The sequence below is a fragment of the Microbulbifer litoralis genome (genome assembly GCF_023634065.1).
Lineage (GTDB): Bacteria > Pseudomonadota > Gammaproteobacteria > Pseudomonadales > Cellvibrionaceae > Microbulbifer > Microbulbifer litoralis.
In genome coordinates this window covers 94,418-118,094 of sequence record NZ_JALKCV010000005.1, presented here as the reverse complement: position 1 = coordinate 118,094, position 23,677 = coordinate 94,418, and the positions used below count along the sequence as shown (strand labels likewise).

The 23,677-nt window shown below is 59.7% G+C and carries 19 protein-coding genes; 6 read left to right on the top strand and 13 right to left on the bottom strand.

Going from position 1 to position 23,677, the window contains the following annotated elements:
- Positions 1-26 precede the first annotated feature (26 nt).
- Positions 27-1,697: a M28 family peptidase gene (locus MWN76_RS09645; protein WP_250461197.1), complete on the top strand. Its 1,671-nt coding sequence runs from the start codon at positions 27-29 to the stop codon at positions 1,695-1,697.
- Positions 1,698-1,720: 23 nt separating this feature from the next.
- Here the strand turns inward: MWN76_RS09645 and MWN76_RS09640 are convergent, their stop codons facing one another.
- The 11 genes from MWN76_RS09640 to MWN76_RS09590 form a co-directional block, all read right to left on the bottom strand.
- Entirely contained in the window at positions 1,721-2,107 is a 387-nt protein-coding gene (locus tag MWN76_RS09640) for a DUF3775 domain-containing protein (protein WP_250461196.1), read from the bottom strand.
- Between the two features lie 142 nt (positions 2,108-2,249).
- A complete protein-coding gene (gene cynS, locus MWN76_RS09635; protein WP_250461195.1) occupies positions 2,250-2,699 on the bottom strand; it encodes a cyanase in 450 nt (149 codons plus the stop codon).
- Between the two features lie 24 nt (positions 2,700-2,723).
- Positions 2,724-4,523: a bifunctional protein-serine/threonine kinase/phosphatase gene (locus tag MWN76_RS09630; RefSeq protein WP_250461194.1), complete on the bottom strand. Its 1,800-nt coding sequence runs from the start codon at positions 4,521-4,523 to the stop codon at positions 2,724-2,726.
- Between the two features lie 5 nt (positions 4,524-4,528).
- On the bottom strand, positions 4,529-5,371 hold the full coding sequence (locus MWN76_RS09625; protein WP_250461193.1) for a formate/nitrite transporter family protein: 843 nt from the start codon (positions 5,369-5,371) through the stop codon (positions 4,529-4,531).
- A gap of 12 nt (positions 5,372-5,383) precedes the next feature.
- On the bottom strand, positions 5,384-5,608 hold the full coding sequence (locus tag MWN76_RS09620) for a hypothetical protein (protein WP_250461192.1): 225 nt from the start codon (positions 5,606-5,608) through the stop codon (positions 5,384-5,386).
- A gap of 227 nt (positions 5,609-5,835) precedes the next feature.
- A complete protein-coding gene (gene pepN, locus MWN76_RS09615; protein ID WP_250461191.1) occupies positions 5,836-8,541 on the bottom strand; it encodes an aminopeptidase N in 2,706 nt (901 codons plus the stop codon).
- A gap of 197 nt (positions 8,542-8,738) precedes the next feature.
- Positions 8,739-11,408 (bottom strand): aminopeptidase N, encoded by a 2,670-nt coding sequence (gene pepN, locus MWN76_RS09610; RefSeq protein WP_250461190.1) that lies wholly within the window; start codon positions 11,406-11,408, stop codon positions 8,739-8,741.
- 86 nt (positions 11,409-11,494) lie between these two features.
- Positions 11,495-11,785 (bottom strand): hypothetical protein, encoded by a 291-nt coding sequence (locus MWN76_RS09605; protein ID WP_250461189.1) that lies wholly within the window; start codon positions 11,783-11,785, stop codon positions 11,495-11,497.
- Positions 11,786-11,791: 6 nt separating this feature from the next.
- A complete protein-coding gene (locus tag MWN76_RS09600) occupies positions 11,792-12,355 on the bottom strand; it encodes a phosphoribosyltransferase (protein WP_250461399.1) in 564 nt (187 codons plus the stop codon).
- Positions 12,356-12,382: 27 nt separating this feature from the next.
- Positions 12,383-13,738 carry an NCS2 family permease gene (locus MWN76_RS09595; RefSeq protein WP_250461188.1) on the bottom strand — a complete coding sequence of 452 codons (1,356 nt, stop codon included), beginning with the start codon at positions 13,736-13,738 and terminating at the stop codon, positions 12,383-12,385.
- A 21-nt stretch (positions 13,739-13,759) separates the two neighbouring features.
- Positions 13,760-14,545 (bottom strand): outer membrane protein OmpK, encoded by a 786-nt coding sequence (locus tag MWN76_RS09590; protein WP_250461187.1) that lies wholly within the window; start codon positions 14,543-14,545, stop codon positions 13,760-13,762.
- A 506-nt stretch (positions 14,546-15,051) separates the two neighbouring features.
- On the opposite strand from MWN76_RS09590, the gene MWN76_RS09585 reads away from it, so the two are divergent.
- Positions 15,052-16,509 carry a hypothetical protein gene (locus tag MWN76_RS09585; protein ID WP_250461186.1) on the top strand — a complete coding sequence of 486 codons (1,458 nt, stop codon included), beginning with the start codon at positions 15,052-15,054 and terminating at the stop codon, positions 16,507-16,509.
- A 397-nt stretch (positions 16,510-16,906) separates the two neighbouring features.
- On the opposite strand, the gene MWN76_RS09580 is transcribed toward MWN76_RS09585, so the two are convergent.
- The gene (locus MWN76_RS09580; RefSeq protein WP_250461185.1) at positions 16,907-18,301 is read right to left on the bottom strand and encodes a MutS-related protein; all 1,395 of its coding nucleotides are present in this window, start codon (positions 18,299-18,301) and stop codon (positions 16,907-16,909) included.
- A gap of 560 nt (positions 18,302-18,861) precedes the next feature.
- On the opposite strand from MWN76_RS09580, the gene MWN76_RS09575 reads away from it, so the two are divergent.
- From MWN76_RS09575 to MWN76_RS09560, 4 genes are all read left to right on the top strand, one after another.
- Entirely contained in the window at positions 18,862-19,140 is a 279-nt protein-coding gene (locus MWN76_RS09575) for a cupin domain-containing protein (protein WP_250461184.1), read from the top strand.
- Between the two features lie 36 nt (positions 19,141-19,176).
- A complete protein-coding gene (locus MWN76_RS21155) occupies positions 19,177-19,881 on the top strand; it encodes a glutathione S-transferase (RefSeq protein ID WP_250461183.1) in 705 nt (234 codons plus the stop codon).
- A gap of 577 nt (positions 19,882-20,458) precedes the next feature.
- Complete coding sequence (locus MWN76_RS09565) at positions 20,459-21,376, top strand: helix-turn-helix domain-containing protein (RefSeq protein WP_250461182.1); 918 nt, start codon at positions 20,459-20,461, stop codon at positions 21,374-21,376.
- 134 nt (positions 21,377-21,510) lie between these two features.
- Positions 21,511-23,343 carry an ABC transporter transmembrane domain-containing protein gene (locus MWN76_RS09560; protein WP_250461181.1) on the top strand — a complete coding sequence of 611 codons (1,833 nt, stop codon included), beginning with the start codon at positions 21,511-21,513 and terminating at the stop codon, positions 23,341-23,343.
- Positions 23,344-23,426: 83 nt separating this feature from the next.
- On the opposite strand, the gene MWN76_RS09555 is transcribed toward MWN76_RS09560, so the two are convergent.
- A complete protein-coding gene (locus MWN76_RS09555) occupies positions 23,427-23,636 on the bottom strand; it encodes a cold-shock protein (RefSeq protein ID WP_250461180.1) in 210 nt (69 codons plus the stop codon).
- Between the last annotated feature and the right edge of the window lie 41 nt (positions 23,637-23,677).

Sequence of the window (23,677 nt, the reverse complement as noted above, 5' to 3'; positions counted from 1 at the left end):
TATGCCCGCAACCAATGAGAGTCAGAATGATTTATCGAGCCGTTTGCCTGTTGCTGTCAATTCTGGCGGCAACCGCTTGTTCAAAACCGGAAGAAAATGCCGCGAAGATCGATCCCGGGCGCCTTTCCGAGATCGTGAAGGTACTCGCTTCGGAAGAGTTCGGGGGGCGGGCCCCCGGCACGCCGGGGGAAGACAAAACCGTTGCCTACCTGGTCGACCAGTTCAAATCACTGGGGCTGGAGCCCGGCGGTGAAAACGGCAGTTGGACCCAGGCCGTGCCGATGATCCATACCCGGGTCGATGCGTCGACTCCCGTGTTCTTCGGCAGTGGCGGCAAATCCGATCCGCTGGAACAGGGGGTGGACATCGAAGTCAGCACCCTGCGCAACCTCGACCGCATCCGGATCGAGGATGCGCCCGTCGCCTTTGTCGGTTTCGGTGTGGACGCGCCGGAACGGGAGTGGAACGATTTCGGCAGTATCGACCTCGAGGGCAAGGTTGCCATCTTCCTGGTCAACGATCCGGACTTCGCCGCGGGCCCGAACGAGCCGGCGGCGGGACGTTTCGGCGGCCGGCGCATGACCTATTACGGGCGCTGGGCCTACAAGTTCGAGGAGGCGGCGCGCCGCGGCGCCCTGGCGGCGCTGGTCATTCACGAGACCGAGGCCGCCGGATACCCGTGGAGCGTTGCATCTTCGTCTCCGGGTGAGAATTACGCGCTGGCGCAGAGTGGGGAAAGTGCCCGGCCCGTCGCCCTGCAGGGTTGGTTGCACAACGATGCCGCTGCCCGCCTGCTGGCGCGCGCCGGCCTGGATCTGGACAAGTTGCGCGTGGAGGCCCGTTCGCCCGAATTCGAAGCCTTTGACCTGCAAGGGGTCACGTTCAGCGCAGACCTGTCGAACAGTGTCGAAACGATCGAAAGCCGCAATGTACTGGCCCTGCTATCCGGCGGCGCGCGCGCGGATGAGTTCCTGATGGCCTCCGCCCACTGGGATGCCTACGGGAAGGGCGAGCCCGATGCCCGGGGCCGCACGGTGCGCCCCGGAGCCAACGACGACGCCCTGGGTACCGCCGGCGTACTGGAGCTGGCGCGGGTACTGAAGGCCGGCCCACCGCTGGACAGGAGCGTGCTGTTCGCCGTGTGGACCGGTGAGGAGAGTGGTCTGCTGGGCTCCAAGGCCTATGCGGCGAAGCCGGTCCATCCCCTGGAGAAGACCGCTGCCAACTTTACGCTGGATATACTCCAGACCGCCGGTGCCGCGCGGGACATTATCCTGGTCGGCGAAGGCCAGAGCGAACTGGAAGATGACCTGGTCCGCGCGGCCCGCAGCCAGGGGCGCGTGGTCACACCGGAATCCCTGCCCGAGAACGGTCTCTTCTATCGCGCCGATCATTTCTCCATGGCCCGGAAAGGTGTGCCGGTGCTGCTGATCATGGGGATCGCCGGTGGCGCGGATCTGGTGGACGGTGGCCGCGAGGCCGGCGAGCAATGGGTCGCCGACTATGTGGGCAACTGCTATCACAAGACCTGCGATGCCTGGGATCCGGACTGGGATCTCACCGGTGCCGTCCAGGACATCTCGGCTATCCGCATGATCATGAGCGACCTGGGCAATTCGAGCCGCTGGCCCGAGTGGAAGCCGGGGTCGGAATTCAAGGCGATACGGGATCGGACTGCGGCGGCGAGAAAACCCTGAGTCCGACAGGTTGCCAAGCCCGGCTATTCCTCGCAGCGGAGATCGAACAACTCGAGACCCTGCTCGAGATAGTCGGCCAGCAGCGGGTGCGCAATCAGGTATTCCGCGGTGCGGGTGTTCCAGCTGTCCGCGGCCAACTGCAGCGCATCCCGCCATTCCTCTTTGCTGTAGTCCCCGCGGCCCAGCCACAGTAGCGCCACCACCTCCTGCTGCTGGTCGGGCTCCAGGTCTTCGACGATGGCCTTGAAGACCTGGAAACTCTCGTCTTCGGCGTGACTGGCAAGTATCTGTACTGCCCAGTCACCGCTGGGGTTGTCGGGGTCTTCGGGAATCGAAACCTGTTCCTGGGCGTGAAACTCGCGCGCCAGGTAGACCAGGCGGCAGACGTTTTCGGAACTGACATTGAGCATGGACTTCTCCCAATTGCCGGGCGCTTTGGCGCAGCGAACTATTTGCGAATTTCCCCCTACAGCACACTCGTTTATCAAGGTTAGTCCGAAACCGGACCGGATCGCACTGGTGGGCAAATCTGCTGGCCCGAAGATCCGCGGGTCAGTATTTTTTGTACGGCAGGAATTTACCCGACAGCACCACATGGACGCGATCGCCATGCGGATCCTCTTGCCGCTGTATATCCAGCGAGAAATCGATCGCACTCATGATGCCATCGCCGAACTCCTCATGGATCAGTTCCTTGATGGTGCTGCCGTAGACATTCACCACCTCGTACCAGCGGTACAGCAGCGGATCGGTGGGAACGGCCGTGGGCAGTGACCCCTTGTAGGGCACCGCCTGCAACCAGGCCAGGGCCTCTTCCGGCAGATCGAAGATCTCACTCACCACCCTGGCCTGCTGCTCGTCGAAGGTCATCTGGCCCAGGCAGGCGGCGGTGGTCCACTCTTTGGACAGGCCGACCGCGTCGGCTACCTGCGCCCAGGTAATCCCCTTGCGGACTTTGGCCGCCTGGATCATTTCGGTGACTTGTTCGCGTTTTACGATCATGGTTATTTCCTTTTTTTGCTGGCGTTATCGGAGCAGGTGGAGTTGGTAAAGCAGCGCGAGGATGGCGATAAACTGCAACAGCGCCAGCCCGCGCCAGAAGGCCAGCGGGTGGCGCTCCATCAGCGGCGGGTGCTGGTCCGACAGAAATTTCCGGTTCGGGTGACGCAGGTCGTAGAGAAATTCCGACAGTTCCCGCTGGCGTTTCAAAGGATCCGGGTGCACTGCCTTTTTCAGCGCCGCGTCCACCCAGGCCGGAATTTCACTGTGTTCGTCATCCTGCAGGCTGCGGTAGCGGAGCCGCCGCTGGGCGGCGCGGCTGCGCGCGCGCGGGACGTCGGGCCCGTAGGGATAGCGGCCGCTCAGCAGGTGGTAGGTGAGCACGCCGAGGGAAAACAGGTCCGATGCCGATGTCGGCGCCTCGCCGAGAAAATACTCGGGCGCAGCGTAGAGCGCGGTGCCCTGCAATTGGTCGTCGCCGCTGGCGCCCGCCAGCTGGCCCAGGCCGCCGATACGGGTGGCGCCGTAGTCGATGATTTTGACCGTGCCGCTGCGGTCGATCAGGATGTTGTCGGGTTTCAGGTCCCGGTGCAGCATTTCCTGGCGGTGCATCGCCAGCAGTCCGCGGGCAACCTGCTCGACGATATCGCGCACCTGTTCCAGCTGCCGCGTGGGGGTATCGCGCAGCCACTGGGCCAGGGTGCGGCCCTCGATATATTCGCTGGTGGTGTACAGGTAGTGTCGCTGGCGCTGTACCGGTGCCGCCTTCAGCAGATGCACACTGTTTACCCGCCGCGCTATCCATTCCTCCATCAGCATACGTTCCAGGTACTCGGGATCGCCGCTCAGCTCGGTGGAGGGAATTTTCAGCAAGAGCCGGGTTTCCGTCTCCGGATCCATCGCCAGGTAGGTGCGGCTGCGGCTACCGGCGTGAATTTCCCGCTCGATACGGAAACCGTCGAGGATGTCGCCGGCGCGCAGCGGCGGTGGCAGAGGCAACTCCTCCGCGCGCCGCCGCAGTGCCGCCGCCTCGCCGACCGGAACCCGGTCGACACGCAGGATCTGCACCGACAGGTTGTCGTCGCTGCCGCCGTCCAGTGCCGCCTCGACAATCGCCCGCGCGGCCTCGTCCAGGTCCTCTCGGTGGTGATCGATCAGCGTGATCAGGCGTTCGGCCGGCAGGTATTCATAGACGCCGTCGGTGGCGAGTACAAAGTACTGGCCCTCGCACAACGGCACGGCCCGGTAGTCGGGTTCTGCGTAGAGCTCCGCTCCCAGTGCGCGGCTCAGGTAGCTCTCCTGCGAAGACAGCCACAGCCGGTGGTCACTGGTGAGTTGCTCCAGTGCGCCCCGGTACAGGCGGTAGATGCGGGTATCGCCGATATGGAAGAGGTGCGCTGTGTCGCCGCGCAACACCAGTGCGCTGAAAGTGCATACATAACCGCGGTCGCGCTCGAAGCGGTAGCGGCTCTGGCGTGTCTGGGAATGCAGCCAGGCGTTGGTTGCGGAGATTACGCGGCTGGCAGCGCTGCGTACCGACCAGGCCTCGGAGGTGCAGTAGTAGTCCTCGAGAAAAGTTTTTACCGCGGTTTCGCTGGCAACCTGGCTGACCGGGCTGCTGCTGATGCCGTCGGCCATGGCCAGTGCGATCCCCTTCAGGTGCAGTTGCGGCGGTGCCGGCTCCACCGCGCCGTGAAAATCCTGGTTCTGCGGTTTGCGGCCGGCACAGCTGCTCTGGCCAATGCTGACCTGCAGCCGGTTTTCCGGCTCGCGGTTATCCGTTGGAGCCCCACCGGCTGCCGCCGGCGGGGTATCCGCGGCAAGCACGGGAATCAGCTCGCCATGGCCGGGTTGGCGGCTTCAGAGGGAGTGCGGCGTTTGGGGGCGGTGCGCACATGGGTGCTGTACAGGGTGAGGCCGGTAAAGGCGAGGCCGCCCACCAGGTTGCCCAACACGGTGGGGATCTCGTTCCACCACAGGTAATCCATTACCGAGAAACCGCCGCCCATGATCAGCGCCGACGGGAACAGGAACATGTTCACGATCGAGTGTTCGAAGGTCATGAAGAAGAACAACATGATCGGCATCCACATGGCCAGCACCTTGCCGCTCACGTGGGTGGAAATCATCGCGCCGACCACGCCCATGGATACCATCCAGTTGCACAGCATGCCGCGAATGAAAATGGTAAACCAGCCGGCCGCACCGTATTCCGCATAGCCCAGGGTGCGGGACTCGCCGATACCGGCAATCTTCTGTCCCACCGCGCCGGGTTCCACCGAGAAGCCGTAGGTGAAAATAAAGGCCATCAGGAAGGCGACGGTCATGGCGCCAGCGAAGTTGCCGACAAACACCAGTCCCCAGTTGCGCAGTATGCCGTTCACGGTTACCCCGGGGCGCCGGTCGAGCCAGGCCAGCGGCACCAGCACGAACACCCCGGTGAGCAGGTCGAAGCCCATCAGGTACAGCATGCAGAAACCGATCGGGAACAGCGCCGCGGCCAGGATGCCGCTGCCGGTGGTGGTGGCAATGGTGATCGCGAACACTGCCGCCAGTGCCAGGATGGCGCCGGCCATATAGGCGCGGATCAGTGTGTCCCGCGTGGACATGAATACTTTCGCCTCGCCGGCGTCGACCATTTTGGTCGCAAACTCCGATGGTAATAGATAAGCCATTTTTGCCCCCGTTCAGGATATTTTTAAGGTCTCCATATTTTCCGCGCATAAAAAAAGGCGCTCTCCTTCCGCCGGACTGCTGCGGCGGGAAAGAGAGACGCCTTTGTCTCTGGAGACGGTTTTTTTGGTGCGAGCTTGCGTGGTTGTCGCAATGCCCACTGTAGTTCCAGCAACAACTGTGCCATCGCTGAAGATTTGATGCAGTAGGATGAATGACGCGCTGTATTGGCGTGTCATTTCTCGATCATCGCCAGAGTTCGTATATGCAGGGGAGGGATTCGGGAAGAGGCCGTCGCGGCAATGTCCACGGAAGGGGCGGCCCGCACAGTTTTGGTGCGAGCCGCTCAGCAGGATGTGGCTCCGCCGAAGCGGGGTCAGCTTATCGGGCCGGCACAGGGCATATCCGGCCTCTATCGGGTTATTGTTATTCTATCGCCTGTTTTCCAGATCTTGCGTCCAGTCCATCAGTCAGGCTTGTTCTTCATCTGCCGTTTCTGCATGGCCAGGCACCCCTCGCTCTGTTGCTTGCGGTTCTTCAGTACCCGCCCCAGGGCCGGCATCAGCTCCGGGTGTTGTTTCAAGGTCTTGCGGTACTGCGCAATATCGTCCGCGCTGCAGACAATCGGGAACAGCATCGCGTAGGCCTTGTTGTACAGCGTATCGTCGGTATCGCTGACCTCGGGCACGGCGCTGAACAACTGATCACTGAAGTCGCGATACAGGTCCAGCTGTTCCGGCGGGAACAGTGAACCGGCAGCGGCCTTGATCTGGCTGAGTTTGAATTCCCCGCGCTTGTCCAGGATATTGTCCAGCCATTCCCGCTTGGCCTCTGCTTGCGGGCGAATGGCACGGGCGCTGATGGCGTGGTTGCGGGCGCGGTCGGTATTGTCCTTCTGCAGCTCTTTTTCCAGCAGCTGTTCGTAGTCACCGTATGCCCGACGGTTCATCAGCACGATCAGCTGCCAGCGTTTGTCCTGGTCGATGGGCAGGCCGTCGATCTGCATTTCTCCAGCGAGCAGTTGCCCGGCATTTTCCAGGGCCTCATCGGTGTGGGCTATGCGGGTAAAGGTTTCGAACCAGGTCTGTTGCGCGTCGCTGCCGGCTGGCGCGCTGTTGAGACGGGCCCAGACAAAGTTCTCGATTGCCTGCAGGCGCTCGGCGCGCAGCGCATCCGGCACATCGAAACGGTGTGCATAGGCACTGGCTGCTTCCAGATGGCTACTTATCAGGCGGATCACGTTGATATTGCTCTCCTCGCCGGCGTTCTCGAGCGCGAAGTCGATCCAGTCTGACAGCGACATCTCCGCATCGGTGACCTTGTCGAACAGGCTCTGCCACAGCATCAGCCGGGTGAAGGAGCTCTCGATCGCATTGATATGCTGCGACAGCTGGGCAACGGTCTTATCGTCCAGGCTGACTTTGACGTAGGCCCAGTCCTCGTCGTTCGGGTTCAGGATCTGCGGGCAGGGCAGCCCCTCGGCTTCCCTGACCTGTGTTTTCCTGCCGCTGTAGGTGACCGGCACCGCGGCCACCCGGGTCATGATGCTGTCCTGCAGGCGGTAGATGCCGAGCTGGATCTTTTGTTCGCGCAGTACCGGGTGTTCCTTCGGGGCCGTCTGGGTAATCGTCAGCGCGGTGATCTTGCCCCCGGTACACTGGTAACGCGCGGCGATGGTATTGACCCCGGCCTTGTAGAGCCAATTCTGTGTCCAGTCTTCGAGATCTTCATTGGCCGCGCGACCCAGGTGCCCCATAAAATCGGACAGGGTGGCGTTGCCGTAGGAAAATTCCTGCAAATAGTTGCCGACGCCCTGGCGGAAAGCCTCCCTGCCCAGGTAGTGCGGAAGCTGTTCCAGTACCGAACCGCCCTTGCCGTAGGTAATACTGTCGAAGTTGGAAAAGGCCTCGGCGGTATCGGGTACCGGCACCTCGATCGGGTGGGTGGTCACCAGTTGGTCCGCGCGGTAGGCCGATTTTTTGGAACGCAGGTAGAAATTCTCCCACACATCGTCGAACTCGCTGTTCTCTGCCAGCGCCAGGCTGGCCATATAGGTGGCGAAGCTTTCCTTCAGCCACAGTCCATTCCACCAGTCCATGGTCACCAGGTCGCCGAACCACATATGGGCCATTTCATGGGCGATGACATTGGCGAGTCTCTGCCGCTCGGCCTGGGTTTTCTCTCCGCGGGAGACGTAGGCCTCGTTGAAGGTAACGGCGGCGACGTTTTCCATCGCGCCGATGGTGAAATCCGGCACGATTAACTGGTCGTACTTGCCGAACGGGTAATCGATACCGAAATACTTCTGGTAAAAGTCGAAGGATTGCCTGGTGAAAGTGAACCAGTCCTCGGGCTTGACGTTCGGTGCCAGGGTTTTGCGGGCCATCAGGCGCAGCGGGATATCACCCGCCCGGTCCTCCCAGACCACGTAGGGCCCCGCGTGCAACGGGAAGATATAGGTGGGATATTTTTTGGTGGCGGGGAAGTGCCAGTGCCTGCGACCATCCGGCAGGTCCTCGATCCTGTCTTCGCGGGCGGTGGTCACCACCTGCCAGTCCGCCGGTGCCACAACGTCGACGGTATAGCGCGCCTTCAGGTCCGGCTGGTCGAACAGCGGTGCGAAGCGATTGGCCTTGTAGGGCTCGAAGTGGGTGTACAGGTAGACACTGCCATCCTGCGGATCCTGGAAGCGGTGCAGCCCGGTACCGTCGCTGGAGTAGGGATGGGTGTAGTCGATGGCAATCTGGTTGTCGCCTTCGGCCAGGTGTTCCGGCGCAATAGTGATGAAGTAGCCGTTGTAATCGAAAGGTACTTCCTTGCCATCTACACTGACGGATCTCACTTCGCCACCGGTGAAATCGATGGTCAGCGGCTGTTGCAGGGGGCGGGCGAGCTCGGTATCGGCGATGACGCGACCGCTGAAAGTTTCGGACTCGCCGTCGAGCTCCACCGAGATACGATAATCCACATCCGCAATCTGCTGCTTGCGAAAGGCGGCGTAGTCCGCGGTGAGCCCGGCCCTGTCGAGACGTTCCACCGACTGCACCATCTCGGCCGTGGTGGTTGCCGTTTCTGTTTTCGCCTCTTTCTGCGAGGGCGGTGTGGTATCGCCGCAGCCGGCGAGAAAAGTGGTGAGCAGGAGTGTCGAGGCAAGTTTTCTGGTGTTGTTCATCGGAGCTCCGGACAATCGGTGAAGCCGGCGGGGGACGCCGTGGATGCCCGCCGGGAGTGGCCGCTTATAGGTTATACCCGCGGGCCGGCGGATGCACGTTTGCGGGGCTGCAAGTATAAAAAAGGCCCCGAAGGGCCTTTGCGATATGGTGCCCCGGACCGGGTCCGGGGATGTGTGTAGAGAGGCGTGTGGGGAGATCAGCCCCTGCTGTGCCCGGCCATCAGCTGGCCCATGGCCACACAGCGTTCGTTTTCCCGGCGGCGGTTTTTCAGGCTCTTCTCCAGCAGTGGATTCAGGGCTTTGTCGCCGTCGAGGATATCGGTCAGCTGCTGGATACCTTTATCGCTGCAATTGAGCGGGAACAGCTTGCTGTAGGTACCGATATACTCCGGGCTGGCGCTGTCATTGACCGGCTGCAGCGCCTCGACAATAGGCTCCACATTGGCCCGATACAGTTCGGACTGCTCTGACGGGAACAGGTAGTAGGCGGCCGCCTTGAGCTGGCTCAGTTTGAACTGGTCGCGGTGCTGCAGGATATTCTCCAGCCATTTGGCCTTGGTTTCCGGCAGCGGGCGTACGGCCTCTGCGGTAATGGCGCTGAGCTGGGAGCGGTCCGAGCTGTCCTTCTGCAACTCGCGCTCAATCGCCTGAGCATAGTCGCCGTACAGGCGCCGGTTCTGCAGCGCGATCAGGTCCCAGCGCATGTCCGGGTCCAGTGTCAGTCCGTCCAGGGTCAGTTCGCCCTGCAACATTTTCTGCGCACTGGCCAGGGCCTTTTCGCTGTGTGCCACACCGGTAAAGGTTTCGAACCAGGTTTTCTGCGCATCGCTGCCGGCTTCTGCCTGTTGCAGTTGTTGCCAGGCAAAACTCTCGATTGCCCGTTGCAGCTCCACGCGCTTTTCGCTGTCCATCGCCACCTGGTCCAGGTAGCCGTAGGCGTCGCCGAGATGGTGGGAGACCAGCCGGATCACATTGATATCGCGCTCGGTGCCGGCGTTGCTCAGCACGAAGCTGACATATTCGTCCAGGGCCAGCTTGGCGTCGTAGACGCTGTCGTAGAGGCTTTGCCACAGCATCAGGCGCGCGAATGGTTTCTCGATATCGTTGATATGCCGGGACATATTCTTGACCGAGATCGGATCCAGGTTCACTTTGGCGAAGGCCCAGTCTTCTTCATTCGGGTAGAGAATCTGCGGGCAGGGTTGGCCGACTGCCTCCTCGACCGCGGTGGTCTCACCGCTGTACAGCACCGGCAGGGTGGCCACACGCAGCATGCTGTCGCCGTCCATGCGATAGAAGCCGAGCTGGGTCTGCTGCTCGCGCAGGGTCGGGTATTCGGCCGGCGCGCTCTGGTTCAGGGTCAGCCTGGTGACCTTGTCGTTCTCGCACTGGAAGCTCGCCTCGATGGTGTTCAGGCCGGCGTTGTACAGCCACTGCTGTTGCCACTGGTCAAGATCCTTGCCGGCGGCCTTGCCCAGGTGACCCATAAAGTCGTCCAGGGTGGCATTCTGGTAGGACAGGTCCTTCAGGTAGTTACTGACGCCCTTGCGGAAATTTTCCTCGCCCAGGTAGTAGGGAAGCTGCTTCAGGATGGAGCCACCCTTGCCGTAGGTAATGCCATCGAAGTTGGCGAAGGCCTCGTCGGTATTCTCGACCGGCAACTGGATCGGATGGGTGGTGGGCTGCTGGTCGGCGTGGTAGGCCCACTGCTTGGTTCCGAGGTAGAAGTTTTCCCAGGTGTTGGTGAACTCGCTGTTTTTCGCCAGTGACAGGTTGGCCATATAGGTGGCGAAGCTCTCGTTCAGCCACAGGTCGTCCCACCAGTTCATGGTCACCAGGTCGCCGAACCACATATGTGCCATTTCGTGGGCAATCACGTTGGCCAGGCGCATGCGCTGGGCCTGGGTCTTTTCCCCGCGGGAGACAAAACCCTCGCGGAAAGTGACCGCTCCGACGTTTTCCATGGCGCCGGCATTGAAGTCCGGCACGATCATCTGGTCGTACTTCGCAAACGGATAGTCCACGTCAAAGTACGGCTGGTAAAAGGCGAACGATTGCCTGGTAAAGGTAAACCAGTCTTCCGGGTTGACGTACTCGGCCAGGGTCTGGCGGGCCATCAGGCGCAGCGGAATGCCGTCGGCGTCGTCCTCCCAAATATGGTAGGGGCCGGCGTGCAGGGAGAAAATATAGGAAGAGAATTTCTTCGACTGCGGGAAAGACCAGTGCTTGACCTCGCCATCTTCCCGCACCTTGTCCTCGCGTACCGAGGTCACGATCACCCAGTCTTTTGGTGCAGTGACATTCAGCGTGTAGTGGGCTTTCAGGTTCGGTTGGTCGAAATGCGGGAACAGGCGGTTCGCATCGTAGGGTTCGAAGTCGGTGTACATATAAATGTTGCCGTCTTCCGGATCCTCGAAGCGGTGCAGGCCGGAACCGTCGGTGGAATAGGGATGCCGGTAGTCCACCTGGATGGAATTCTGGCCGGCTTTCAGGTGCCCGGTAGCAATGGTGATGAAGTGGTCGTTGTACTCAAACGGCACCGATTCACCGTCGATGCTGACGGCATCCACTGTGCCCCCGGCGAAATCGATGGTCAGCGGCTGTTCCAGCGGACCGTTCAGCTCCGTATCGGCAATGACCTGGCCGGAGAAACTCTTGCCGGTCGCATCCAGGATCACAGACAGCTGGTAGTTGACTGCCGCCACCTGCTCTTTGCGCAGTTTGGCGTAGCGCTCGGACAGGCCCGGCGCCTCGGCACGGGTCAGTTTGGCCGCGCTGCTGGGCGCCTGGCCATCGGTGCCCTGGCCACAGGCGGCCAGCACCGCGGAACACAGCAGTGTTGCGGCGAATTTGGTGGTTCTGATCATTGGTACCCCACAGGACTGGTTATTTTCATGAGTGTATTAATACACCGGTAATCGGCCCTTATAACACGACGTCAGTGGAGTAACGCTCAGTTTATCGTGTCGAAACCACCGGTCATCGCGGGGTAGTCATCTATGTGGATTTTTTCCGAAAGGTGAAATGATTGGCTGGAAATAAGGTGCTTTTCAGGGTTTTGAACTTTGGCTGGCGGGTGAAAGATATTGGCAAAACCCGCTTCGCGCCATGGCTGTGCTTTTAAATTAGGTGAAATTTCCTGCGGCGCCGTTTTTCCTCGTCGATGGGCCTGCAGTATCGTGTTGGTACCGTCAGAGTCAGACTGGAAGGGGCATTCGGGAGCCCCGGTTTCGTGCTCCCGCAAAGGCGATCAGCTCACCGTAGCAATCCGATCCAGATAGGGCTCAAGCTCCGGCTTGTACTCCAGAATTTCCTCCCGCGACAATCCGTCGATCTCGTGCGGGAACACCAGCCACTCATCGGACTTGTGGATAAAGTAATCCGGCTCGCGCTCGGTCTGGTTGTTGTTCGGTTTGTAGTAGGGCGTGGCCACGCGGATTTGCGGGGTGTTTTTCTTGCACGCCTTGTGCAGGTCCTTGATGGTCTGGTCGATGCTGAGGCCGGAGTCGTGGACGTCGTCGACAATCAGCAGGTTGTCGTGGGATTCCAGGCGCTTGATCAGGTAGGTCAGTCCGTGCACGCGCACGTGTTTGTCGCGTTGGCCGATGCCGCTGTAGGACGAGGTGCGAATGGCGATATGGTCCGCGTCCACGCCCATCACATGCAGCAGTTCCTGTACCGCGATACCCACCGGCGCGCCGCCGCGCCAGACGCCGACGATATAGTTGGGGCGGAAGCCGCTCTGGAAGACCTGTTCCGCGAGCGCGTAGGAATCCGCCAGCAGTTGCTGGGCGCTGATAAAGTGTTTCTTCACATTGCTACCCATAGTAAAAGGGACTCCTCAGAAAAAGATGAACTTGGCAACAAACAGCGCTGCCAGCAGGTAGACGCTGACACTGACATCGCGGCTACGGCCGCTCAGTGTCTTGATGACGGCATAGGTGATAAAACCCAGTGCAATGCCGTTGGCGATAGAAAAAGACAGCGGCATCATCACTGCCGCGATCACCGCCGGTGCCGCCTCGGTGATGTCGTCCCAGTCGATGGAAGAGAGCCCGGAAGTCATCAACACGGCCACATACATCAGCGCGCCAGCGGTGGCGCAGGCGGGCACCATACCCACCAGTGGCGAAAAGAACAGGGCCAGCAGGAACAGGCCTGCGCAGACCACGGCGGTCAGCCCGGTGCGGCCGCCGGCGGCGACACCGGCGGTGCTCTCCACGAACGTGGTGGTGTTGGAGGAGCCCATCAGGGAGCCGACCACGGTGGCGGAGCTGTCGGCCATCAGCGCCTTGCCCATGCCGGGCAGCTTGCGTTCCTCGTCCAGCAGCCTGGCGCGGTCCGCTGTGCTGAGCAGGGTGCCGGCGGTATCGAACATATCCACAAACAGGAAGGCGAAGATCACGCTGATCATGCCGACTTCAAAGGCCCCGGCGATATCCAGCTGCATAAAGGTCGGCGCCATGCTCGGCGGTGCGGAGAACAGGCCGGCGTACTCCACCTTGCCCATGATCAGTGCAATGACCGTGACCACCAGGATACCGATCATCACTGAGCCCAGTATGCGCCGATAGGCCAGCGCCGCGATCAGGAAAAAACTCAGCGCCGCGAGGATGGCGTCGCTGGATTTGAGATCGCCCAGAGTCACCAGGGTGGCCGGGCTGGCGGTCACGATACCGGCGCTCTTCAGCGCAATGATGGCCAGGAACAGGCCCACGCCCGCGGCCAGTGCCTGCCGAAGCGATATCGGGATGCTGTCGATGATCCATTCCCGCACCTTGAAGACACTCAACAGCAGGAATACCACCCCGGATATGAATACCGCACCCAGCGCCACCTGCCAGCTGTAGCCCATCTCGCCCACGACCACGTAACTGAAGAAGGCGTTCAGGCCCATGCCCGGTGCCAGCGCGAACGGATAGTTGGCATAGAGCCCCATAATGAGGCAGCCCACGGCGGCGGCCAGGCAGGTGGCCACGAATACGGCCCCTTTGTCCATACCGGCCGCCGCCATCACGTTCGGGTTCACGAAGATGATGTAGGCCATGGTCAGGAAGGTGGTCACTCCGGCGATCACTTCCTGGCGCACGTTGGTCTGGCGCTCGGAAAGCCTGAAGAGTCTCTCCAGCAGCGGGGGCTGTGCGACTGGGCTGGACGCGGGTGCGCTGTCTGCTGTCGGGGATCGGGAGTCTGTCATGGGCTTGTCCGGTTTCTGGGATCAAAAATGATATTTGACCAACAGGTTAACATTTCGCTCATCGGAATCGACGCCGAAGGATCCATCTTCGATACCGAACTTGTCGTTCCAGTGGACATACTCAATGCCCGCATACAGGCTTTTCGGCTGGCCCCAGAGCGCGCCCGCATCCCATTTGAGCTGGGAGGTAAAGTTCATGCTCGCGTGCGCATCCACCGATGCGCTGGTCCAGTCGATAAAGCCATCGTACAGGAAGTCCGCCCGGCCCAGCCTAAACGGCAGCGCCCAGGCCAGGGTCAGTTGCTCGTTGTCGGCCCGATCGTCGTTGTTGCGATGATAAACGTTCGCCTGCAAATAGTTGAAACCCGGTACTGCAAAATCCACGCCGACACCGGCCAGCTTGTGGGTAAAGTGCGGGCCCGTCGCGGTCAGGTGGTCCGGATCGTCCATATTGCCGAGTTCCAGGGTGGATGCCAGCAGCAGGTCCCTGACCGGTCCAAAGCCCAGGTCGCGGCCGCTCAGCTTGCCCAGGCTCAGCCGTGGGGAGATTTCGGTATAGAGCTCGTCGGAGCCGGCGTCGGAGTGCAGGTAGTCCGAGAACAGGAACAGGTCGCCCCAACTGTGACCGCTGGCGTGTTCGAAGGTCACCACATCGCGACTGGAGTCATCGCTATCCAGGCTGTAGTTGACCTCGTAGTCATTGCCGCGCAGCAGGCTCAGGCTGTTGTCCTGCCAGAGCACTTCGGCATGGACTGCTGTGGACAGGAGGCCGGCGGCCAGCAGGAACAGGGGGTTGCTCAGTTTCACGGGTACCTCTGTGACTGAGATAAGGCAGGGCGAGCCCCGCGTGGGCTGGTAGCGGCCGGGGGCGGCTGGTTAAAAAATAAGCGCGAAATTTACAGGAATCGCGGCCCGATTGCCAATCTTTCTGGTGGGTTGGCGGGAAGGCGAGCAGGTTGGATAAGCAACAAAAGAGCGGAAAAAGCTTCTGTCGGGAAACAGGTTTGTCAAGACGCTGTGCTCCCCCCGGCACATGGTGGAAGGTTGGTCTCCGTGGCCGATTGCCGGAACAAACCCCGGGCGGTGGAAGGGGGGCCTTTCGGGAGCCTGTCAGCAGCGGTGCTACTGTCGGCCGGGTCGCGGCCTATGTCCGCTGCCTGAAATACTCTCTTCAGATGCGCGTGCCAGAATGGTTGCTGCACCGGTTCAAGCCGCTTGGATAAATCCGCTCTGGCTCCATTTTGTTGTTGTCCGGCTTTTCGGTAGTATCACCAGTCCATTTTTCAACAGGCCTCTACGAACAGGGAAGTAAAATGTTGAACACCTATCTGAGAAAAATCCGCAGAATGCTTTTTGCTCCGGTCGCTATTGTGGCTGCAATAATGGTATCTGCCTGCGGCGCGGACAATGACACCGCGGACAAAGTGGAAGAATTTACAGAAAGAACCGAGCACCTTGTCGAACGGGATCTTGAATTGGTCGAGGAGTATGATGCCATCCAGACGCAGATCAATGAGATCCTGGCGCAATCCGAGAGCGGCAAGCCGGTGATCGAGTCCGGCTTGTTGGGCCAGCTTGCCGATAATATGGATCAGGCGCTGGCGCTGACCACACAGTACCAGCAGGAGTTGGAGAGACTGTACGGTGAGCTGGACAAGGAATCCCCTTGCTACCAGCCCGAATTGGCGCAGAACCTGAAACAGGAGATTGCCAGGAAGAAGCAGGTTGCCGCGAACCTCCGCAAGTTGGATGGGGCGCAAATGGAAGAAAACCAGGCAATAATGGCTGTTCTGGGCGCTACTACCCAATCCTTTGCCGCCGGGGTCAGCAGCCTGATGGGGATGTTCAAAATCTGCACGGTTCCAGCGGCTCTGGGCATGACCAAGTCGGAATTGGAGGCGCGCGCTGCAGAGAAAGAAAACGGCGAGAAAAAAGATCCTGAAAAACAGGATGAGAAACCAAAGCTCAAGAAGAAACAACATACGAAGGAATACCATATCTCCCCTCTCGGATCGAAACCGATAGATTACTATCTGCCCGATAGGGCAGAAGCAATGGGCCAGATTAAAGAACTGGAGATAAGCAACGGCGTCACAGTTGATGAAAACCTGGAGCTGGTATTTCCTCAGGAGATACAGGAAGATCCGACCAAGGCGTTTACCTTTGAAATATCCGGTACCTTCTATGGAAAATACCGCGAGTACGATATCGATGTAACTGTCCATCGGCAGGGATACACACCGCTCGACTCAGTATCATTCTCCAGCCCTGAATTCGCAGAGTGTCTTCAGAAGATCGCGGAATATAAGGAGATCTCTTACCTGGAGGAAATGGACTACTTCAACTGCAACCAGGAAGAGCAGTACGATCTGCCCGTCAGCGATATCGCCAGATTGAAGAATGCCGAAACGGGAACCATCTTCAACGCCAACATCACTGGTCTCTCCAGAGAACCTTTGCCGCCAAAACTGAAATCCATGGAAATTTACGACTCAACCCTGGATTCACTGCCAATCTTTGCGGACAGGGAATCGCTGCTGAACATTACGGGGTCAACCATCAAATCCTGGCCGGACCCCGCAAAGCTGAATCTGACCTCGCTGGCGATAGACAAGGAAACCGCCGACTGTGAAATGATCAGATCCTGGGGCCAACAAGAGAGGATCTTCGTTGTGCACCCCGGTCTTTCAACGGAGCAGAGCCTGCAGGCGTACAAAGAGATGGAAGCTGCGGGGGAATATCTGATGATCAATACCGATTGCGCCCTGTAACTAGTGGGCCGCTTGTAAAGTTCGGTAACAAAGGAGTACAGCCAAATCGTTCAGGTCAAGGCGAGAAAGCGCTGGAATAGCAGCATTATTTCAAGCTTTCTCAACGCAGAGCTGGACGATTTGGCGAAGCGAACTGTTACCTAACTTTGCGAGCGGCCTACTAGGGCCAAGATACTTCACCAGGCCGCTCAGTATTCAGCGTAACCCTATATTTACGTTAATGTTTTCAGGCGGCTCCGCGGGGACAGATTGTCACCGTCCAACGCTGACCACTCTCTCCCTAGATCTCTGTGCTGAGCGCACAGATTCCGGCGTGATCATCCTGGCCTTGGTGAAATATCCGGGCCAGGTCAGCGAGCTTCGTTCAAACCCGCTACCGGATTCTGTGCGAGGCCCGCTATCCCTCTGCAGTGGTATGCATCGGGGGCCGATCGGTGGTTTCGTCCAGAAGCTTGAATATCCCCTCCTCCCGCAATACGCGCATTCCCAGCCGCTGCTCGGAAATACCGGGTCGCAGCAGGTAATCGAAGTGCAGCCGGTCGCAGCTCTCCACCGCCTCGAAATAGCGGCAGTCAATTTGGCCGCTGGCGACCTCGAGGTGATCGTTCAGCTCTATCTGGTGGGAGGAAAACATGAACAGGCAATTCTCCCGGCTCGAGAAGCGCTCGAGAATGGCCAGTGATGCATCGAAGGCATCCTTGACATTGGTACCCTTGAAGGGTTCGTCCATCAGCGCGACAACCCGGTGACCGCCGGCGACGGCCCGGGCCACCGCCTTCACGCGCAGCGCCTCGGCGCGAAAGTAGCTCACACCGCGACGCAGGTCGTCCGTCAGCGAGATGGAGCTGAACAGCCACTCCACCGGCACGAAGCTGAAGCTGCGCGCCGGCACGCCCATGCCCAGCTGGGCCAGGTAAAGCGCCGTGGCAAAGGCGCGCAGGTAAGTTGTCTTGCCGGCCATGTTCGGGCCGGTCAGGAACAGTACCCTGGCCCGCTGGTTGAGGGCGACCGGGTTGGCTATAGGTTTTTCCAGGTAGGGGTGCACCAATCCTTCCGCACACACCTGCAGCGGCCCCTCCTCGACAGTCGGCATTACGAAACGATGTTCGCGGGTGGCATTTGCCATCGATATCAGCGCATCCAGCTCGTAGATCAGTGCCAGCAGTTGCGTGATGGTTTCCTTTTCCTGCACGCGCAGTACCTGGTCGAGCCGCAGCATCCGCCAGGTGCCCCAGCCTCCGACATCATAGTCGGGTACATCGGCCAGCTTGGGGCGGGAAAGCAGTGCCCGCATCTTCTGCAGCAGCGGCGCCAGTTCCCCGGTGGATGACGAGAGCTGGCCCTGGGCAGCAAAAAGTCGCAGCGCCTGGATCAGCCTGCAGGTGGCCTGTACACCGCGCACGATACTGAAATAGTGGCTGTCGTGGTTGAACCACATCTGGAAGACGCCAAATGCGAAATCCAGTCGGTTGCGGTAATCCAGGGCCGGCAGTATTTCCTGTGTATAGGTCTCCGCACCCTGAGTCACATAGGCGGAAGGCAGTGCGCTGAATACATCGGGTTGCGCAGCGATAAAGCGGATCGATGCCTGGGTCGCCCCTATCCGATCGGCCGTACACCAGGGGCGCTCCATGCGCCGCCGCAGGGCCGCCGCACCACCTCCGGTGCGCGTGAAATTACAGAAATCGAACAGGCTGGCGTCGCCGGTTTCGGATTCGAAGATTTCCAGGTCTTTCAGTGTGTGAACATCCAGGCCGAGGATTTCCCCGGAACTGCTGTATAGGTGAGGCATGGATTCCTTTCCTGTGTTGGGAGGGGCAATGGACTTGTCCCCTTAGAAACTCAACAGCTGCACCCGGTTTTTATGGGAATTCTGACTCGGTGTCGGTGTTGAAGATATGGCAATAAAATCATTGCAGTTATTGTTCGGGGCGTAAAATGATTTTGATGATTGCTATGCCATAATCTGAACAATATCCCATTGATGCTACAGGGCGCAATATTTTTCTGAAGGTTGGAAGTTGCGGCGGTGATATCCCTTCTTTCAATAAGAGTGGATCTATAATTCAGCCGTCAGTCAAATGTCGATACCGGCTCCTGATTGTATGAAATTCCGGCTTGATCAGAAACCCGGTATCAGAGGGGAAGCGCTCGCGGAATAAAATGGAGATTTATATGAAGACAGTGAAAAGGGCTCTTGTCGTCCTGATTACACTACTCGCATCCGTACCGTTGTGTGCCAGGGAAATAAAAGACAGAAATGGCTATATCGTGAATATAGATGAAAAAACCGTATCCAATACCAACTATCGATAGGTTCTGTTCACCGTTCCCCATAGCCAGCTGGTAGTGATGTCGCTGAAGCCCGGTGAAGAAATTGGCGAAGAGGTACACGATGGGATCGATCAGTTTATTCGCTTCGAAGAAGGTGAGGCGAAGTTGATCCTTGATGGAAAAGTGTATGAACTAAAGGCCGACGATGCCGTGGTGATACCGGCCGGAGTCCGGCACAACATTATCAATGCTTCCAAGAGCGAATCATTGAAACTCTATACCATCTACAGTCCACCGGAGCACAAGCCCGGAACCATTCAGAAGACGAAGGCCGAGGCAATGGCCGACCACCACTGATTTCTGCGTATTACTTACAAGTTATAGAGGGTTATTGTGTCGGATTACAGGCTCTACTACTGGGACCTGCCGTTTCGCGGGAATTTTATCCAGATGTTCCTGGAAGAGGTCGATGCCAGCTACGAGCGGATGGACGCCAGCGATATCTATCCGCAGCGCAGCCTTAAGATCAGGAATCCGGGCATGGCGCCGCCTTATCTCTACGAGTGTAAAAGCAAAACCTACTTCGCCCAGATGCCCGCCTGCCTGATGCACCTGGGCAGGGAATACGATTGCCTGCCGAAGCGGGCCGAGGCGCATACGCTGGCACTGAAGACGATCCTGGATTGCAACGATGTATTGATGGAGATCACCAATTACAACGGATCCATGATGTGGTCGAAAAATGCGTGGGAAGTATTTCGCTATTCCCGTTTGCCGGACTGGATGAAAATATTTGAGAAAACTGGTCGGGCACACGGCCTGAAGGGCGGCACTGGCAATGGCAGCGGTTTCCTGCTGGGATCCAGGTTGTCGGTAGCCGATATCGCCACCGCCGCGCTGTTCGGCGCCATGGTGTATTCATTCCCGGCGCTTGAAGAGGATCTCAGTGAAAACGCACCGCATATCGCAGGTCTGTGTCGGCGGGTGGAATCGCGACCCAAGATCAGGCGTTTTCTGCAAGCTCAGCGGGAGCAGAACGGCAGGGGCTATTGCGGCGGCCAGATCGAGGAGTCCCTGCGCAGGATGATCGGAGGTTGAAAGTCAAAAAAAGGGGAGCAGGAGCTCCCCGAATCACACTGAGGTAGTGTCTGCTTGATAATAGGGTCAACGGGTTGGAGCGGTAGCTGGAAGCTAGGCTCCAGCCATCAGTGCGGAAATAAGTGATGGTAGTGGCAGGCGACTGTGTTTTCTTTGCGGGGTCGGAAGTTGATTGACACGCCATTCCGTCCGGTTTGTGCATAGAACATCGCAGAATTCCTGCCTGGGGTCTTTACTGTGTCCGGGGGTGGCAGGAAATATTCCGTGCGAGACGGATAACCTGCTTCCGGAGGATCCAGCATACCGGCTTTGGAGCATTGTTCTTTCCCCTGAGTACAGAACAGTTGATCGGCAGTCCCGGAGGAGGGGCATACTCCCTTCCGCGTTACCAGTAACTCAGGTTTCGGAGTTCGGGATTGCAAATCGACAGGCGTAGCCCGGATGGAGCGCAGCGGAATCCGGGAATAGGGTCGAGCCCTGCACCACAATCCTGGATTCCGGTGCTGCGCACCTTCATCCAGGCTACGCCCTGCCTGTGACTGTGAACTCCGACACTTGAATCAGTAAAAGGGTGACAATGAGCGAAACGATAATCCGCGCCCGCAAGCAGCCGCGCCAGTTGATCGAGAACCGGGTTTCGTTTGCCGGGCCCTGCTCCGAGCTCAGTGTGTACGACACCTACCTGCCAGCGCAGCGGGTTGATTTCCACGCCGGCGAATTGCTCTACTGTGGCATGATCAGCGGTCGCAAGGTCATGCACGCCGCCGGCGGCTACAGCGCGGAATTTGTCCCGCGGGAATCTTTCGTCCTGGCTCCCGGCGAAGACATACAGATCGACTTCCCAGAGGCGCGCCCGGACAATCCCACCTCCTGCCTGGCGATCGAAATTGCTCGCGAGCGTGTGGAAAACATCTGCACCAAGCTGAACGGCACTGCGCCCCCGCAGCGGGAATTCGAGGATTGGCGTTACCGGCCCGACAGCCTGGTCCACACCCGTCACAGCCAGGCCACCCAGGAACTGTTGCAGCGGCTGGTCACAACCTATAGCGAGCCCTCATCGGATCGGGACCTGTTGGTAGACCTCGGCGTGAGCGAGCTGGTGGTGCGACTGTTGCGCGAGCAGATGCGCACCTTTGTGTTGAAGGCCTGTGAGCAGAACCCCGAGGTGAATGGCCTGGGTGCAGCGGTACACCACATCCGGGTGCACCTGGATCAGCCGCTGGATATCGACCGGTTGGGCGGGATCGCCTGTATGAGCCGCAGCCGCTTCTACAGTGAATTCCGCCGGCATCTCGGTTGTACACCGCTGGAATTCCAGCAGCATCTGCGCATGCAGGCGGCGGCGGAAAAGCTTGCGCGTGGCGAGTCGGTAACGCGCGTCTGTTTCGATCTCGGCTTCCGCCACCTGAGCCATTTCAGCCGGCGGTTTCACCGGGAATACGGCGTAAGTCCACGGGACTACCGCGACCGGAAGATGCTGGAAGCAAACAAGTAGCCGAGTTGCCTGGATGGAGCACAGCGGAATCCGGGATCCCCGCCGTAAATTCAATATCTAAACAGGCCCGCCCGGGCCGATATGTTACTCTGGCAACCGCCGCCTCCCCGTTTACCCGCAATCAGTAAAAACCGATGTCCAACACCACCGAGTCCACCCCCCGGCCAACCGACAGCCGCCCCTCGTCCAGCATGACCTTCCGCGAAATGCTGGCGACACTCTGGCAATTTATCCGGCCCTACCGCAAAACCCTGTTTGCCGCCGGCGTGGCCCTGGTGTTCACCGCCGGTATCACCCTGTCCATCGGCCAGGGAGTGCGGTTGCTGGTTGACCGGGGCCTGGTGGCGAGCTCCAGTGAGGCGCTGTCCCAGGCAGTGCTGGTCATTATCGGCCTGGCGCTGCTGATGGCGCTGGGCACCTATGCGCGCTTCTACCTGGTGTCCTGGATGGGCGAGCGGGTAGTGGCGGATCTGCGCAAGGCGGTGTTCGATCATATCGTCACGCTGCACCCGAGCTATTTCGAGACCAACCGCAGCGGCGAGATCATGTCCCGCCTGACCACGGACACCACGCTGCTGCAACACATCATCGGCACCTCCTTCTCGATGGCACTGCGCAGCTCGCTGATGTTTGTCGGCGCGCTGGCGTTGCTGCTGTTCACCAACCTGAAGCTGAGCCTGATGGTGCTGATCGGCGTGCCGCTGGTATTGGCGCCGATCCTGCTCTACGGCCGCCGGGTGCGCAGGCTGGCCCGGGCCAGCCAGGATTCGATTGCCGATGTGGGCAGCTATGCCGGCGAAGTGATCCAGCATATAAAGACCGTACAGAGCTACACCCGCGAGCGGGATGAGAAACGGGCCTTCGGCCGCGAAGTGGAAGCCGCATTCGGCGTTGCCAAGCGCCGCATACGCCAGCGCGCGATGCTGATCGCGGTGGTGATATTACTGATGTTCGGGGCTATCAGCGGCCTGCTGTGGGTGGGCGGCAACGATATGATCGCCGGGCGCATGACCGCCGGCGACCTGGCCGCATTCGTCTTCTACGCGGTGATGATGGGGTCCGCCGTGGCCACCATCTCCGAAGTCTACGGCGAACTGCAACGTGCCACCGGCGCCACCGAGCGACTGGTGGAATTACTGAATGTGGAGTCGGAAATCCCGGTCGGCGGCGCCAATACAGAGCCGACCAATCCCCCGGGCGCCGCCGGGGCGGAGGTGGCCTTCGAGGCCGTGGACTTCAGCTACCCTTCGCGACCGGAGCAGCCCGCCATCCGCGGCCTGAACCTGGTGGTCGAGGCGGGCAAAAGCCTGGCACTGGTGGGCCCCTCCGGCGCCGGCAAGTCCACGCTGCTGGAGCTGTTGCAGCGGTTCTACGATCCGATCGGTGGGCGCATCACACTGGACGGGGTGGACATCCGCGAACTGGATACCGCGGGGCTGCGCCGGCAACTGGCGGTAGTGCCACAACAGCCGGCGCTGTTTACGGCCGATGTCTGGTACAACATTCGCTACGGCAGGCCGGAGGCCAGCGATGCGGAGGTGATGGCCGCCGCCAGGGCCGCCCACGCGCACGACTTTATCCAGCAGTTGCCGGACGGCTACAACAGCCATCTGGGCGAGCAGGGTACGCGCCTGTCCGGGGGGCAGAAACAGCGAATCGCCATTGCGAGGGCGATCCTGAAAGACCCGAAGATACTGCTGCTGGACGAGGCCACCAGTGCGCTGGATGCCGAGAGCGAGTACCACGTGCAGCAGGCGCTGCAGGCGTTAATGGAAGGGCGAACGACGATCATCATTGCGCACCGGCTGGCGACCATCCTTCACGCCGACAGCATTGCGGTGTTGGATCGGGGCCGGCTGGTCGCACAGGGCAGGCATGCAGAGCTTATTGAGGTTTCGCCACTGTATAAAAGGCTGGCGGATTTGCAGTTTCAGGACGCCGGACGGCAGAAACACGTGGCGGAGTAGCGGCAGGAATTCACACGAGAGATAGAGGCGAGGCAAACAAAAAACGGGCCCGGAAGGGCCCGTTTTCACATCGGCAGGGGGGGTTAAACCACTACGATGTTTTCGGCCTGGGGGCCTTTGCTGCCCTGAGTTACGGTGAACTCAACGGCTTGGCCTTCAACCAGGGTTTTGAAGCCGGAGCTTTGGATGGCGCTGAAGTGCGCAAACACGTCCGGGCCGGATTGCTGCTCGATAAAACCAAAACCTTTGGATTCGTTGAACCATTTAACGGTTCCGGTCACTGTATTGGACATAGATAATTCCTGAGATTGTAACGGGGTAGTGCCTTCGGGAG